Origin of the sequence: Thioclava marina (genome assembly GCF_002020135.1) — a bacterium.
GTDB lineage: Bacteria > Pseudomonadota > Alphaproteobacteria > Rhodobacterales > Rhodobacteraceae > Thioclava > Thioclava marina.
This window is the reverse complement of the sequence record NZ_MPZS01000001.1, coordinates 511,026-526,027: the sequence shown is the minus strand read 5'-3', so window position 1 is coordinate 526,027 and position 15,002 is coordinate 511,026. Positions and strand designations below refer to the sequence as shown.

14 protein-coding genes are annotated in these 15,002 nt (G+C 65.0%); 7 read left to right on the top strand and 7 right to left on the bottom strand.

Annotated features, from left to right (window positions below; all coding sequences use genetic code 11):
- Positions 1–5 precede the first annotated feature (5 nt).
- Both BMG00_RS02510 and BMG00_RS02505 read right to left on the bottom strand, forming a co-directional pair.
- Positions 6–659 carry a cbb3-type cytochrome c oxidase subunit II gene (locus BMG00_RS02510; RefSeq protein ID WP_078573288.1) on the bottom strand — a complete coding sequence of 218 codons (654 nt, stop codon included), beginning with the start codon at positions 657–659 and terminating at the stop codon, positions 6–8.
- A complete protein-coding gene (locus BMG00_RS02505; RefSeq protein WP_245794936.1) occupies positions 656–2,230 on the bottom strand; it encodes a cbb3-type cytochrome c oxidase subunit I in 1,575 nt (524 codons plus the stop codon). The genes BMG00_RS02510 and BMG00_RS02505 overlap by 4 nt, the downstream gene beginning before the upstream one ends.
- A 744-nt stretch (positions 2,231–2,974) precedes the next feature.
- Between BMG00_RS02505 and mprF the strand changes: the two genes are divergently transcribed.
- From mprF to BMG00_RS02490, 3 genes are all read left to right on the top strand, one after another.
- Positions 2,975–5,647 (top strand): bifunctional lysylphosphatidylglycerol flippase/synthetase MprF, encoded by a 2,673-nt coding sequence (gene mprF, locus BMG00_RS02500; protein WP_078573287.1) that lies wholly within the window; start codon positions 2,975–2,977, stop codon positions 5,645–5,647.
- Entirely contained in the window at positions 5,644–5,967 is a 324-nt protein-coding gene (locus BMG00_RS02495) for a YidH family protein (RefSeq protein ID WP_078573286.1), read from the top strand. Before mprF ends, BMG00_RS02495 begins: the two co-directional genes overlap by 4 nt.
- 61 nt (positions 5,968–6,028) lie before the next feature.
- Positions 6,029–6,874 (top strand): fumarylacetoacetate hydrolase family protein, encoded by an 846-nt coding sequence (locus BMG00_RS02490; RefSeq protein ID WP_078573285.1) that lies wholly within the window; start codon positions 6,029–6,031, stop codon positions 6,872–6,874.
- Positions 6,875–6,928: 54 nt separating this feature from the next.
- Here BMG00_RS02490 and kdsA read toward each other — a convergent pair whose 3' ends face one another.
- The 3 genes from kdsA to BMG00_RS02475 are packed head-to-tail and all read right to left on the bottom strand — an operon-like array spanning position 6,929 to position 10,132.
- A complete protein-coding gene (gene kdsA / locus BMG00_RS02485; RefSeq protein ID WP_078528264.1) occupies positions 6,929–7,762 on the bottom strand; it encodes a 3-deoxy-8-phosphooctulonate synthase in 834 nt (277 codons plus the stop codon).
- Between the two features lie 35 nt (positions 7,763–7,797).
- The gene (locus BMG00_RS02480) at positions 7,798–9,495 is read right to left on the bottom strand and encodes a KpsE/RkpR family capsule polysaccharide export protein (RefSeq protein WP_078573284.1); all 1,698 of its coding nucleotides are present in this window, start codon (positions 9,493–9,495) and stop codon (positions 7,798–7,800) included.
- Entirely contained in the window at positions 9,479–10,132 is a 654-nt protein-coding gene (locus BMG00_RS02475) for an ABC transporter ATP-binding protein (protein ID WP_078528260.1), read from the bottom strand. Before BMG00_RS02475 ends, BMG00_RS02480 begins: the two co-directional genes overlap by 17 nt.
- Before the next feature lie 145 nt (positions 10,133–10,277).
- Here BMG00_RS02475 and BMG00_RS02470 point away from each other — a divergent pair, with 145 nt between their 5' ends.
- Both BMG00_RS02470 and BMG00_RS02465 read left to right on the top strand, forming a co-directional pair.
- Complete coding sequence (locus tag BMG00_RS02470; RefSeq protein WP_078528258.1) at positions 10,278–10,859, top strand: uracil-DNA glycosylase family protein; 582 nt, start codon at positions 10,278–10,280, stop codon at positions 10,857–10,859.
- The gene (locus tag BMG00_RS02465; protein WP_078573283.1) at positions 10,856–11,656 is read left to right on the top strand and encodes an SseB family protein; all 801 of its coding nucleotides are present in this window, start codon (positions 10,856–10,858) and stop codon (positions 11,654–11,656) included. The genes BMG00_RS02470 and BMG00_RS02465 overlap by 4 nt, the downstream gene beginning before the upstream one ends.
- A gap of 97 nt (positions 11,657–11,753) precedes the next feature.
- Here the strand turns inward: BMG00_RS02465 and BMG00_RS02460 are convergent, their stop codons facing one another.
- Complete coding sequence (locus tag BMG00_RS02460; RefSeq protein ID WP_078573282.1) at positions 11,754–12,728, bottom strand: Gfo/Idh/MocA family protein; 975 nt, start codon at positions 12,726–12,728, stop codon at positions 11,754–11,756.
- A 277-nt stretch (positions 12,729–13,005) separates the two neighbouring features.
- Here BMG00_RS02460 and BMG00_RS02455 point away from each other — a divergent pair, with 277 nt between their 5' ends.
- Positions 13,006–13,269 carry a YjhX family toxin gene (locus tag BMG00_RS02455; RefSeq protein ID WP_078528251.1) on the top strand — a complete coding sequence of 88 codons (264 nt, stop codon included), beginning with the start codon at positions 13,006–13,008 and terminating at the stop codon, positions 13,267–13,269.
- A gap of 1 nt (position 13,270) precedes the next feature.
- A complete protein-coding gene (locus BMG00_RS02450) occupies positions 13,271–13,771 on the top strand; it encodes a GNAT family N-acetyltransferase (protein ID WP_078573281.1) in 501 nt (166 codons plus the stop codon).
- A 150-nt stretch (positions 13,772–13,921) separates the two neighbouring features.
- Here the strand turns inward: BMG00_RS02450 and rpoH are convergent, their stop codons facing one another.
- A complete protein-coding gene (rpoH, locus tag BMG00_RS02445; protein WP_078528246.1) occupies positions 13,922–14,818 on the bottom strand; it encodes an RNA polymerase sigma factor RpoH in 897 nt (298 codons plus the stop codon).
- Positions 14,819–15,002 lie beyond the last annotated feature (184 nt).

Sequence of the window (15,002 nt, the reverse complement as noted above, 5' to 3'; positions counted from 1 at the left end):
TCGGCTCAGTTCGACGCCTTGGCGGCATCGGTTTGCTTTTGCTGCTGGGCGGCGATCAGCGCGTAGCCATCGTCGCGCAGGCCATCCGTCGGCGGGGCGTATTGGCGCTTCATGCCTTGCAGATACGCGACCAGATCGAGCGCATCCTGCTTGGCCACGATCACGCCAGTCTCGGGCGCGTAAGGGGCGGGCAGGTGCACCACGACATCGCCCGGACCGGGTTCGTCCTTGTGCTCGAACAGGAACGGATAGGCGGGCATGATCGACCAGCTCGAGATCGCGCGCGGCTGATAGAGATGGGTGAGTTGCCAGCCCTGCGAGGGCAGGCGGTCGCCAATGTCCATCAGGTCCGGCCCGGTGCGCATCGTCCCGAGTTGATGCGGCGCGTCATAGGCGTAATCGCCCGCCACCGAGGCGCGGCCCCACCCCCGTTCGGCATCGGGTGCCTGCGCGATCGAGCGCGGTTGCTGCGAGTGGCAGTAAAGACAGCCCATCGAGACATAGACGTCACGCCCGCGCGCCTCGGCCTCGGTATAGGGTTTGAGCCCCGGCGAGGGCCCCTGAGCGCCGATCTGCATGCCCGGCGCGATGACGAGAAACAGGGTCGCCATCGCGAGGATCGCGAGCGCCGTGATTGCGAGAGGAAGATAGCGGTTCATTCTGCTGCCACCATGTTGTCGGTTTCGGTCTCACGGGTCTTCTTGGTGAAGCCGAGCGCGATGAGGTTGATCGCCAGCAGCACATGGCCCAGCGTCATCAGCCCACCGCCCAGCGAGCGCCCCTCAAGGTAAGGTTTGAGCAAGATCACGCTGTCGGCGAAGGGCTTTGTCGCGTCGAGCTGTGCAAGGCCTTGCAACACGCCGCCGATGGTGAGCGACAGGAAATAGACGGCAAACCCGATCACGTTGAGCCAGAAATGCCATGCGATCAGACGCGGAAAGGGGAAGTATTTGCCCGTCGCGCGCGGCACGATCTGATAGATCGCGCCCATCAGCACGAGGCTCACGAACGCATAGGCGCCAAGATGGGCGTGGCCGACCGTGTAATGGGTGAAATGGGTGATCGTGTTGACCGAGCGCAGCGCCTCGATCGAGCCCTGGAACGAGGCGGCGGTGTAGCTCAGGGCACCGAACCAGATGAAACGCAGCGGCATCGATTCCTTGAGCGCCCAGAGATTGCGCGCCACCGTCACATGTTGGTTGATCGCCACCGCGATCACGGGGACGAACATCATCACCGAATGCACCACCGAGAGCGTCACCAGCCAGGTCGGCACCGGGCCGCCGATCAGGTGGTGGATGCCGACCTGCGAATAGAACAGCGCCAGCGCCCAGAACCCCACCAGCGAGACAGCGTAGGAATAAATCGGTTTCCCGATGATCTTCGGGATGAAGTAATAGGCCGTCCCCACGCCCAGCGGCGTCAGCCACAGGCCCAGCACGTTATGGGCATACCACCAGTTCATCGTGGCCTGCTCGACTCCGTGATGGACGCCGGGAATGTTGGCGACGATGAACAGGACCGGGAACCACAAGATGGCGGCAAGGAAATACCAGCCCGAGACGTAGATGTGATGCACTTCGCGATGCTTTGCGGTCGCGATCAGCGGTGCCACGAAACAGGCCGCGCCCAGTGCCAGAACGATGTCGATCTGCCACGGGATTTCGAGCCATTCGAGCCCGTCGGTCCAGCCATTCGCAATCGCCATGACGCCTGCAGCCACGCCGATATTCCACAGCACGAACCCAAGCTTCACCAGCCCCACCAGGCGCAGCCTGGTGTGGAAAATGCGCGGGATGATCCAGAACACCGCCGCAAGTCCGGCCTGAGAAGCCCAGCCATAGGCGACCGAGTTCAGATGCACCGTGCGCATCCGCCCGAAGGTCATCTGCGCGCTTCCCGACATCAGGTCGGGCAGGTGCAATTCCAGCGAGGCCGCGAGCCCGTGGAGAGAGCCGAAGATAAGCCAGAACACCGCCGCCGCGATCAGCCACATCACCGGGCCGGCCGAGACCCGGTCGATCCCGCTGCGCTCTGTGTCGAAATGGTGAGGCTTGTTCGGCTCGTCGATCTCCGCGCCCTCGCCGGGGGTGAAGATCGTGCGCGCGTCGTCGGCGTCGGGGGTGTGAACCTGCTTGTTCGCGATCGCCCAGATCAGGATCGTCAGCGCCAGAAGCGAGATGATGAAGCTCAGGGCGAGCAACAGGCCAAGCGTCTCGGTGATTTGCATGGGCTGGCTCCGTTTTCAGACGAAACCCGGGCATGGTCGGCGACGAACGATCGAACGCGTCACTGTCCCTTGTGTCCCTTGCCCGGTTCCACGGTTTGTTTTCACGAGCAACGCGCGGCGGGGTGATCCGTTCCGACATATTCAGATCTTTGCAGATTTTGAGGGGGACCCCTCCCTGCGTAGCCGGTCGATCACGCCGCTGCGGCATCACTGCGCGGCTCTAAGCCTTAAGGGTGGCGCACTCACACCCTTGCGACCACTCCAGCTCACGCGAAGATGACCAAGGGTGAGCGGCGCCGCGATGCGCCCCAGCCTGTCGACCCGGCAAGCGCCAGGCGGTCCCTGTCTTTGCTGGCGCGCAGCCCCGCGCGCCGCTTGTCAAAAGACATGACAAAGGTTTCACTCGCACCACGGGCGCGTGAAGAGGCGCTCACATTTGCCGTGATAGCTCTTGAAACGAACCCGGGATTCGGCCGGGGCTATGGCATCGCGCGCGGATCGGAGGCCTGAGGGTGCGGATGTTTCAGGAGCCGCGGGGGCGTGATTCTGGCTCGCGGCGAGCGATCATACGCGAGGCGGAGCCGTGAAAGCCAGCGCGGCGCTTGCTCCCGCATGATCACCATCGCAGGAGCGCGGCGGCAGAGCTATTGTAACCACCGGTCCGAACGCCCATCGAAGAAGGGTGCGGTGAGTTGTATTTGACGAGAAGGTCCGGGTGCCGCGTGGCTCCGGTGGGGTGACGAGATGACGAAGACGCAACAGACCCGCCAGGTCACCACCTGCGACGCGGCGCAGACCCCGCCCGCGCTCTCGTCCGGCACCGCGGAGAGCTTCGGCGCGCGGCTCCATCGCTGGGCCGATCACCCGTCCGTCAAGCTCGGCCTGCCGCTTTTGGTGCTCGCGATCGCGGTTCTGGTGCTGCACAGGCTCGCCGGTGATGTGAGCCCCGCCAGGGTCGCCGCGGATATCGGCGCGGCGAGCCCGCGGGCGCTCCTTCTCGCGCTTTCGGCCACCACGGCAAGCTATCTCGCGATTGCCTTTTACGACGTGATTTCGCTGGGAGCGGTGGCGCCGGGGATCGTGCGCCCGCGCACCGCCTACCTGATCGGCGCCGCGGGCTATGCGATCTCGAACCTGCTCGGGGTCTCTTACCTGACAGGCGGCGCGGTGCGGCTACGCACCTATGTCGCCGCCGGTGTGCCCTTCCACCGTGCGGCGCTGGCACTGGGCACCTCGTGGAGCGGGTTCTGGACGGGGCTGGCCGCGCTTCTGGGCCTGTTGATGCTGTTTCACCCGAAGGGGCTTTCGGGCGTGCTGCCGATCGCGCCGGCGCTCGAAAGCCTGACGGGGATCGCGATGCTCCTCGCGCTGGGCGCGCTGATGGTCATGCTCGGGCGCACGTCCCGCCACCTGAGCTGGCGCGGGATCGTGGCCGATCTGCCACGCGCCAGCACTGCCAGCCTTCTGATGCTCGCGGGCATGGCCGATCTGCTCTTCGCCTCGCTCACGCTCTGGGTGCTGCTGCCGCCCGATCTGGGCGGAAATTTCGCCTATTTCTTCGTGATCTTCATGGCGGCGATCGGGCTTGGCATCGCGAGCCATTCGCCGGGTGGGCTGGGCGTCTTCGAGGCAACAGTGATCGCGGGGCTCGGCGCGGGGGCGCGCTCGGATCTGCTCGCGGCGCTGGTGCTCTATCGCGTGGTCTACACGCTCTACCCGTTTCTGATGGCGACGCTCGGGCTGGCTGCGGGCTGGCTCTGGGCGCAGCGTCACCGCCTCGACGGGGCGGCCGATCTCGCGCTTACCGTGATGGGGCCGCTGATCCCTCCACTCGCCTCGGGTGTGTCGCTTGTCGCGGGCGTCGTGCTGCTGCTGTCGGGCTCCGTCCCGGCCGAGGGTACGCGGCTGGATCTGTTGCGCGACGTGCTGCCGCTGCCGCTGGTGGAGTTCTCGCACCTGACCGCCTCGGTCACCGGCGTCTTGCTGATCGTGCTCGCGCGCGGGCTCTTCCAACGTCTCACCCGCGCCTGGATCATGGCGCTCATCCTGCTGTCGATCGGGATCGTGACCTCTCTGGTGAGGGGGCTCGAATGGGAGCAGGCGGCGACGATGGTGATCGCAGGGGCGCTGCTGATCGTGTTCCGGCAGGCCTTCTACCGGGTGCAGGACGCGTCGGTCTTCCGGCTCGACCTGCGCTGGTTCGTCTCGGTCACCGCGCTGGTCGTGGCGATCACCTGGATCGGTTTCTTCGCCTATAAACACGTCGAATACCGCGATGCGCTCTGGTGGCAATTCGCCTGGAAGGGCGAGGCCTCGCGTTTCCTGCGCGGCACGGTCGGGGCGTCGGTGGCGCTGGCGATCATCGCGCTCGGTTCGATCCTGAGCAGCCGCAAGCGCCTGCGCCCGCGTCAGGACATCCCGCAGGCGGTGCGCGACATCCTCGCGCGCTCCGACGATGCCGAGGCGGAGCTGAGCTTGATGGGCGACAAGGAGGTGCTGCTCGATCCCGAGGGCCGCGCCTTCATCGCCTATGCCGATACGGGCCGCGCCCTGATCGCGCGCGCCGATCCCGTGGGCGAGGAGGAGGCCGCGACCGACCTGATCTGGGCCCTGCGCGAGAAAGCCGACCGGATGGGGCGGCTATGTGCCTTCTACGGCGTCTCGCCGCGCTACCTGCCGGTCTTTCTCGATATGGGCCTGTCGATCGTGAAGATCGGCGAGACCGCCCGGATCGACCTGTCGACCTTCACCCTCGACGGGCCGAAGAAGAAAAATTTCCGCTATGCCCTCTCCAAGGGGCAGCGCGACGGATACCGCTTCGAGATCCTTCCCGCCGCCGAGGTGCCCGCCCATCTGCCCGAGCTGCGCGCGATCTCCGATGCCTGGCTCGCGCAGAAACAGGGCGAGGAGAAAAGCTTCGCGCTCGGCGCCTTCACCGAAGATTACATCGTCAATTTCGACATCGCCGTGCTGCGTGACCCCGACGGCGCGATCATCGCCTTCGCTAACCTGATGAACGGCGCGGGGGTCGAGATTTGCATCGACCTGATGCGCTATGACGGGCGCTATCCGGGCTGGGGGATGAACCAGATCTTCACCGAGATGATCCTGTGGGCGCAGGCGCAGGGTTTTCGTTGGTTCCGCCTCGGCAATGCGCCGTTTTCGGGGATCGAGCGTCACCGCCTCGCCTCGATCTGGCACCGGCTGGGCGGGTTCCTCTATGAGCATGGCGAACGGATCTACAGCTTCGAGGGGCTGCGCAGCTTCAAGGAAAAATGGGATCCGGTCTGGTCGCCCCATTACCTCGCCTCGCCGGGCGGGCTCGGCGTGCCGCGCGTGCTCTACGAGGTGAACGTTCTGATCTCGGGCGGCGTGCGCGGGCTGGTGCGCCGCGACAGCAAGGAGCGCAGCGGATGATCCCCAATTTCAAGGACCATGCCGCCAATGAACGCACCTTCCTTGCTTGGTTGCGCACCGCCATCGCCATCGTCGGCGTCGGGCTGACGGCGGCGAAGCTGACGGGCGCGCATATGCCGGTCTGGTCGAATGTGGCGATGATCGGATCGGGGGGCGTGGTCGTGCTGCTGGCCTTCATCCGCATGCAGCTCCTGCGCCAGCGTATCGACGCCGAGGACGCGCTCGACGCTTCGGGGATCAACTGGCCCGATCTGGTACTCGCCGCGCTTGTGATCGCGCTGATCGTGCTCACGGGGATATTCATCCTGCACGTCACCTGATCCCCTTGAATCTGCGCGCCGGGCCTGACTTGATGCGGGCCAAATGCAGGAGGGAGAGGCGATGAAACTGTTTCGTCATGGGCTCATGGGAGCCGAAAAGCCGGGAATGCTCGACGATCAGGGGGTGATGCGCGACCTGTCGGGGCAGGTGAGCGATATCGGAGGGGCGGTACTGTCCGATGACGGTCTGTCCGCGATCGGCTCGCTCGACCCGACGAGCCTGCCGGTCGTGCCCGAGGGCACCCGTCTGGGCGCGCCGGTCGCGGGCATCGGAAAGATGATCTGCATCGGGCTCAACTATGCCGATCACGCCGCCGAATCCGGCGCGCAGGTGCCGCCCGAGCCGCTGATCTTCATGAAGGCCACCTCCGCCATTCAGGGGCCCAACGATCCGATCGTGATCCCGCGCGGTTCGGAAAAGACCGACTGGGAGATCGAGCTGGGCATCGTCATCGGCACACCCGCGAAATATGTCTCGGAAAAGGACGCGCTTGATTACGTGGCGGGCTACGTCCTGGCCAACGATGTCTCCGAGCGCAGCTTCCAGACCGAACGCACCGGCCAGTGGACGAAGGGCAAGAGCTGCGACAGCTTTGGTCCGCTCGGGCCGTATCTCGTGACGCGCGATGCGGTGGTCGATCCGCAGAACCTCGCGATGAAACTCAGCGTCAACGGCGAGGTGATGCAGAACGGATCGACGTCGACGATGGTCTTCGGCGTGGCGAAGCTCGTGAGCTACCTGTCGCAATTCATGACGCTGCATCCGGGCGACGTGATCTCGACCGGCACGCCGCCGGGCGTCGCGATGGGGATGCAGACCCCGCGCTACCTGCGTCCGGGCGATGTTGTCGAGCTGGAGATCGAGGGTCTCGGCCGCCAGCGCGCCGAGCTCGTGGCCGATAGCTGAGACCGGCCGAACGCGTTGGGGCAGGGCGCGTCGGTCACGGCGCGCCCGCTCTCTTTACAGCCGGATCGGATTGTCCTTGGCGATGCGGTCGAACTCCATCAGCACCTGCACCAGCTTCGGCATGTCCTTGAGCGGGATCATGTTCGGCCCGTCCGAGGGCGCGCTATCGGGCGCCTCGTGGGTCTCGATGAAAACGCCCGCGATTCCCAGAGACACCGCCGCGCGCGCCATCACCGGCGCGAATTCGCGTTGCCCGCCCGAGGAGCCGCCCTGACCGCCGGGCTGTTGCACCGAATGGGTCGCATCCATGATCACCGGGTAGCCGGTCTTCATCATCTCGGGCAGCCCGCGCATGTCCGCGACGAGCGTGTTGTAGCCAAAGGAGGTGCCGCGCTCGGTCAGCAGGATTTTCTCGTTGCCGGTCGAGGCGACCTTCTCGGCCACGTTGGGCATGTCCCAGGGGGCCAGGAACTGCCCCTTTTTGATGTTCACCACACAGCCGGTTTCGCCCGCGGCCAGCAGCAGATCGGTCTGGCGGCACAGGAAGGCGGGGATCTGGATCACGTCCACTACCGCGCCCGCGATCTTCGCTTGTTCGGCATCGTGAATGTCGGTCAGCACCGGGCAGCCCAGTTCCGCGCGCACGTCTTCGAGGATCTTCAGGCCGGCGTCGATCCCGAGCCCGCGCTTGCCCTTGAGGCTGGTGCGGTTGGCCTTGTCATAGCTGGCCTTGAAGATGAACTGCGCGCCCGCCTGATCGCAGGTCTTCGCCATCTCGCGCGCGATCATCAGCGCATGGTCGCGGCTCTCCAGCTGGCAGGGGCCCGCGATCACCGTCAGGGGGCGGTCGTTCGAGACGGTCAGCCCGCCGATTTTCACGTCTTTCATGTCATCCTCCGCAGCGATGGGCCGCGTCGCCGGGATCAGCTCGAAACCTGTTCACGCAGGATCGAGGCGGTCAGCGACAGCATCAGATAGATGCCCGAGAAGATCAGGAAAGCCAACAGCGTGTTCTCGAAGGCGCGCGGATAGGTGGGCTCGTCGGGGGCGACGGGGCGCACGCCCATCTCGAGGTAGCGCACCTGCTTGTTGGCCTCGATCCGCGCGGTTTCCATCTGCTGGGCCGCCGCCGAGAGCAGCATCTGGCGGGTCTGCAATTCGCCCTGCGCGATCTGGAGCTGGCCGGTGACGGCGGCGAGCGACTCGGTGTTGCCCTTGTCGGTCGTCAGCTGGCTGCGCAGCTCCGCAATCGCGTCCTCGAGCCGTTTGATGTCGCCCTGAACGCCCGTGACGCGCGCCTGGTTGGGTCGCTCGTTGTCGAGAAGCTGGCCCAGTTCGAGCCGCTTCTGCTGAAGCTGCGTCTCGAACCCCGAGATCTGGCCCATCACCAGCGAATTCTCCGAGACCGGGTCAAGAATCCCGACCTTCTCCTGCAATTGCTGGACCTTGGCCTGCGCGGCGAAGACCTTGTTCTCGGCGTCCTGATAGCTCTCGAGCGCGCCCTTCATCTGGTCGCCCCGCAGTCGCGCGGTCAACTGGTCCACCTGCTCTTCGGCATAGGAGATCAGCGCCTGCGAGAACTCTTGCGATTCCTTGGGATCGGGCGCGATCACCTCCATCTTCACGAGCCCCTCCGAGGGGTCGTAGCCGATCTTCACCATCTTCTGATAGAGCTTGTAGGCCTGTTCGTCGGTGGCATTCTCCGGCAGGCGCTGAAGCGGGTCGATCGTCTGGTTCTCGAAGGCCGTCTTGAAGCCCTGATCGCGGTCGAGCCGGAGCATCGCGTCGCGCGATTGCAGGTAGGATTGCACCGTCACCGAATCCTGGTTCGTCGCAAGCTGCGTGCCCGAAAACAGCGATCCCAGCCCTGAATTGCCCATCCCGTCGGCTTTCTGGATCACGAAGGCGGATTTCGTGGCATACATCGGCGTGGCCATCGCGAAATAGTAATAGGCGGCGATGATCGTCGGCAGGAAGACGAAGAAGGACAGCCGCGCGGCCAGAAGCGCCAGCTTGCGACGGCGGCGGCGCGCGATGTCGCGCTGGATCTTGAGGATCTCGGCGGCGCGGCGGTCCCCGCTCATCACCTCGGTCGCGGGCACCTGACCGGGCCGGACCGTCTGGGGCAGCTGCACGCGCGTATCGGCGCCTGGCCCGTCGGTGCGCGCCAGCGCGCGCGAGGTCGCCTCATCGGGGCCCGGGTTCTTCACCAGCGCCACGATGTTCGAGCGGTCGAACGGGTCCACGCCCTTGCGGCGCAGCAGGAGAACCGCCTCGAAATCCGAGCTGGCCTCGATCCCGTGTTTCTGCGCCATGCGCCGTGCGAGCCGAAGCTGGCGTCCGGTCAGCCCCTCGGCGCGGATCGCGGCGATCTCTTCCTCGGGCGTCTTCTGGCCCGCCGCCAGCACCTCGGAGCCGCCTGCGGTCGGAAATTTCTGGTCGCCGAACCCGTCATCCTGCGGGTCGAAAAGCGTCGCGGGATCGGTCTGCGCATCCTCCACCGCCGGGGGCTTGCGCGGCGGGGCGGCGGCAGCGGGCGCGGCCGGTTGTGCGGTGCCATCCGAAAGGACGGGCCCGTCGCGGCGGATGCGGTATTTCGAAACCTTAGGACTGGTAGTCATACATCCGCTTCGCTTCTTCCAGAGTGTCGAATTGGTAGAGCTGCCCGTCGCGCAGCACTGCCGCCGAGCGGCAGAATTTCTCGATCGTCGAGGGCTGGTGCGAGACCACGACCACGGTGGAATCGCGCAGCCGGTCGCGCAGGATCGAGCCTGCCTTGCGGTTGAACTCGACATCCGTGGTCGAGGGCATGCCCTCGTCGATCAGGTAGATGTCAAACTCCAGCGCCAGCAGCAAGGAGAAGGTGAACCGCGAGCGCATCCCCGAGCTGTAGGTGCCCACGGGCTGGTCGAAATATTCCTCGATCCCGGTCAGCCAGCGGCAGAAGGCCTCCACGTAATCGGGATCGAGCCCGTAGAGCCGCGCGATGAAGCGCGCGTTTTCCCGCGCCGAGTGCTTCGACACGACCCCGCCCATGAAGCCCAGCGGGAACGAGACCCGGCAGCTGCGCCGCACCTCTCCCTCGTCGGGTTTTTCCAGCCCCGCCATCATGTTGACGATCGTCGTCTTGCCGGTCCCGTTGGGCGCGAGAATGCCGAGGCTGTTGCCCAGTTCCACGCGGAAACTGGCGCGATCAAGGATCACCTTGCGCTGCTTGCCCGTCCAGAAGGACTTGGAGACATTTTCGAATTCGATCATCGTGATCCGGTTTGCCGTCCCTGCCACTAGAAGACCATGCGCGGGTCTTGTTAATAAAGTCACCTATGCGTGGATTTAGGCGTCATTATGTCGAATTCCGAGAGGGTTATGCAATGAAGAACGCGTTGTTGCACAGATTGGGAAGATGACGGGCGAGGTGCAGGCGGAAATCGCCGCGTGCCGGCTTTGCGCAGAGCGGTTTCGCGCCACCGCGACGGCCCATGCGCCGCGCCCGGTGGTCTGGTTCGGCGCGGGCGCGCGGATTCTGGTCGTGGGGCAGGCGCCGGGGATGCGGGTGCATGAAACCGGACTGCCCTTCAACGACCGTTCGGGCGATCGGCTCCGCGACTGGATGGGGGTCGACCGCGAGACCTTCTATAATCGCGCGCGCATCGCCATCGCACCGATGGCGTTTTGCTTTCCCGGCTATGACGCGAAGGGCGCGGACCTGCCGCCGCCGCCGCTCTGCGCCGCGACCTGGCGTGAGCGCGTCATGGCCGAGATCGGTCCCGTCGATCTGACGCTCCTCGTGGGCGGCGCGGCGCAGCGCTGGCATCTCGGGCCGGGGCGCGTCACCGAGACCGTCGCGGGCTGGCGAGACCACGCGCCGCGGCTCTTCCCCTTGCCTCATCCGTCTTGGCGCAATACGGGATGGCTGAAGACAAACCCCTGGTTCGAGACCGACCTGCTGCCGGTCCTGCGCGCCCGGGTGAAGGAGCTGACATGACCCCTTACGACCGCGCCCATGCCGCGATGGAAGCCGAGCCCGAGAACGAGGCCAAGCGTCTCGCCGTCTATGATCGCCTCGCCGATGCCGAGCTGTTCCTGCTTCTCGAGGAAGAGCCCGAGGACGAGAATATCCGCCCGCAGGTGTTTTCGACCGAGGAGGGCGAATTCGTTCTGGTCTTCGACACCGAAGAGCGTCTGGGCGAATTTTCCGACGAACCGCAGCCCTATGCGGCGCTGCCGGGGCGGGTGATCGCGCAGCATCTGGTGGGCGAGAATATCGGGCTGGGGATCAATCTCGGCGTGGCGGAGTCGGCGATGCTGCTGCCGCCCGAGGCGCTCGACTGGCTGACCGAGACGCTTTCCCATTCGCCCTCTGAGGCGCAGGGCCGTCCGGTCGCGTTCACCGCGCCGGGGCTGTCGCCTGCGATGCTGGGGCTTTTGCTGCCTGCCTTCGAGGCGAAGCTCGATCAGCTCGCCGGTATCGCGCAGGCTGCGGTGCTCGGCGGCGTGACCTATGAGGACGGCCATCGCGGCCATGTGCTCGCGGTGATCGGCGCGCATGAGCATTTCATGCCGGGCATCGCCAAGGCGATGGGCGAGGCGCTGACCTTCTCGGGTCTCGACGCGGGCGAGCTGGATGTGACTTTCCTCGACCCCGAGGACCCTGCGGCGCAACTGCTGCTGGAGAAAGGCCTGGTGCTGCATGTGCCCGAGCCTGTCGAGGAGGATGTGCAGGAGATCGTGCCCGGCGCCGCCCCGGGTATGGACCCGACCAAACCGCCGAAGCTGCGCTGAGATAAGTTTCGCTTATGCGGACGGAGCTCGGATAAGTTTTGCTTATCCGAGCGGCCCCGTCGCGATCGTTTCCGTGGCGCGTCTCTCGACGACCCGCTCAGAGCTCGCTTGCATAGACCTTGTCGATCATCGCCTGCGTGCCGCGCGCGTCTTCGAGCGTCCAGGGATAGTCGGCGCCTTCGGTGACGTGGCGCACGAAGCTCTCCACCTGCAGGACATACTGGTTCACCCCGGGAAAGCGCTGCACCAGATCGGGCTCGCCCTTGCGGTAGAGCGTGACCTCGGCCTGATCGAAGACGTTGGCGTTGAACGGGCAGGTGAGCCGGATCAGCCCCTCCGAGCCCTGAAACACCACTTCCTGACGCGGATGCAGCCGGGTCGACGTCATCGCGGCATAGCTGAACCGTCCTTGCGCGCCGATCATCTCGCCGGTGACTTGCGCGAAGACATCGACGCCGTTCTCGCGCTCGATCACCGCGCGCAGCGTGCCCGGCTCGGCGCGCGCCGCGTAACGCACGCAAGAATAGGCATAGACGCCGATGTCCGGGATCGAGCCGCCGCCCGTCTCGGGCTTGTTGCGGATATTGCCGGGATCGGGATTGTTGAAGCTGAACGCGACATCGGCATGGCGCAGCTCGCCGATCCGGCCTTCGTCGATCCAGCGTCGCGTGAGCTGCCATTGCGGGTGATGCACGATCATGTATGCCTCGGTGGCGAAGCGGCCCGCAGCATCGCGCGCAGCGATCAGCCCGTCGATTTCGGCGGCCTTCATCGCGATCGGTTTTTCCGTCAGCACATGCTTGCCCGCCGCGAGCGCCTTCTTCGTCCAGTCGACATGGAGCGTGTTGGGCAGAGGGATATAGACCACGTCGATCATCGGATCTGCGAGCAGAGCCTCGTAGGTGTCGTGGATCTGAAGATCGGGCGCAAAAGCCTTGAAGGGTTTGGCTTTTTCTGCGCTCGAGGTCGCCAGGGCCGCCAGCCGCGCGCCCTCGGCCGCATGGATCGCGCGGCCCATGTGCTCGCGCGCGAATTTTGCGGCCCCCAGGATTCCCCAATTCAAAACGGTCATGTGCACCCTCCCTTTCCGGTGCGCGATGGTAGCGCAAACAGCGGCGGGTGCAACGCCTCGACCGGGTGAGGCAATTCGCCTCGTCGAGTTGCGCCTGCAGATCACGCTTCCTATGTTGGGAAAGGAGAGGCGGCCATGGCTGCCTTTCGGTCAATGGAGACTGGATGTCAGAGCTTGTGTGATATGGCTCTCTGAACCTCAGAGAGCCGCGTGAACCCTAAGCCGCCGGGCGCAGATGCGCTTGGGCGTTTTTTCACGTCTGTCACACGAGACTTCAATGAATATATCACGAAATGAACAACGTGCGTTGCACGTTCTGGCTCTGGGTGGCCGTATCCTGCATGAACGGGAAAACGGCTCCAAGATCACCTCGGTCACATGCGTCACGCGCGAGGGGATGATCCTGTCCGGTTTCGACCTGAGCGTCTTCAGCAAGTTGCGGCGCAAGCGGTTGATCGAATCCCGGTCCGGTGCGCCCTATCGCATCTCCAGACGCGGACGTCTCTCCGTCCGACCGCAGCTCGACAATCAGGGGGCGTAACATGCTGATCCGAAAAGAAACCGAAAGCGATATCCCTGTGATCCGGACGATCGTCACCGAGGCGATGAGGCTGTTGCCGCAAGCGTCGGGAACGGAGGCCGATATCGTCGACAGGCTGCGGGCCGACGATGCGTTGACCCTTTCGCTCGTGGCGGAGGATCAAGGCGAGGTGGTGGGTCATCTCGCCGCTTCCATGGCGCGGATCGGGGAGAGCAGTGGCTGGGGGCTGATCGGTCCGCTGGCCGTCCTCCCGTCGCGGCATCGCGAAGGGATCGGCAGCGCGCTGATGGCCGAGGCGATCGCGCGGCTGCGCACCTTCTGCAAGGGGGCGGCGCTTGTGGGAGATCCCGGGTATTATCGCCGGTTCGGCTTCAGGGCCTTTCCCGGGTTGCGGGTGGGAGAGGTGCCGCCTCAGTTCGTTCTGGCGTTGCCGTTCGAGGCGGTGGAACCCGCAGGCGAGCTGATCCACCACGCCGCGTTCGGACTGAGCCAGGACGGGTGAGCGAAAACGGGTGAGCGAAAGCCGGGGCGCGCGCGGCGATCCGCGTGCCCCGGAGCTTTCCGAAGGGAGTGACCAACGCGCCTCGATGGAGCGTCAAAGAAAAACGCCGCCCCCCTTCGGGAGCGGCGCATACTCGTTACTCACAAACGGTTACGCAGGGATCTGCATGCCCTTTTCGCGGGCAAGCTCTGTCATGCGTTTTTGCAGTTTCTCGAAGGCGCGTACCTCGATCTGGCGGATGCGCTCTCGGCTGACCTCATATTGGCCCGACAGCTCTTCGAGCGTGACCGGATCATCGCGCAGACGGCGCTGCATCAGGATGTCCTTCTCGCGATCGTTGAGCACGTCCATCGCCTGCATCAGCATCTCGCGACGGGCCTGCAGCTCTTCGCTTTCGGCATAGGCCTCGGCCTGGTCGGCATCCTCGTCCTCAAGCCAGTCCTGCCATTGCGCGGTGCCCTCGTCGCCCGCGCCGACCTGGGCGTTGAGCGAGGCGTCCGAACCCGACAGGCGCCGGTTCATCGAGATCACCTCTTCCTCGGTGACGTTGAGATCCTTCGCGATCTGGGCCACGTTCTCGGGCCGCATGTCGCCGTCCTCATAGGCGCCGATCTTCGATTTCGCCTTGCGCAGGTTGAAGAACAGCTTCTTTTGCGCCGAGGTCGTGCCGAGTTTCACAAGGCTCCACGAGCGCAGGATGTATTCCTGGATCGCGGCGCGGATCCACCACATCGCATAGGTTGCGAGGCGGAAGCCTTTTTCCGGGTCGAACCGTTTCACGGCCTGCATCAGGCCGACATTCGCCTCCGAGATCACCTCGGCCTGCGGCAGGCCGTAGCCACGATAGCCCATCGCGATCTTCGCGGCGAGGCGCAGGTGGCTGGTCACGAGCTGGTGGGCGGCGTCGGTATCCTGATCTTCTGCCCAACGCTTGGCCAGCATGTATTCCTGCTCGGGCTCCAGAAGCGGAAACTTCCGGATCTCTTGCAGGTAACGATTGAGCCCCTGTTCAGGGCTCGGGGCCGGAAGGTTGGTATAGCTCGTCATTTTCTCCCATGTCTCCCTATGGCGGCTGCTCGATATGGGTGTCAGTCCGTTGTTCTTCAAGGTAACGCATAAAGCGCGTTCCCGGTTCACCTCAACGGCCTGCGCCCAGGTGTCGCATCATGAGCTTAACGTGCGGTATGCGGATTTCCGTCGCGAAAAATGAATGACGCTCGCGTGATTTTTG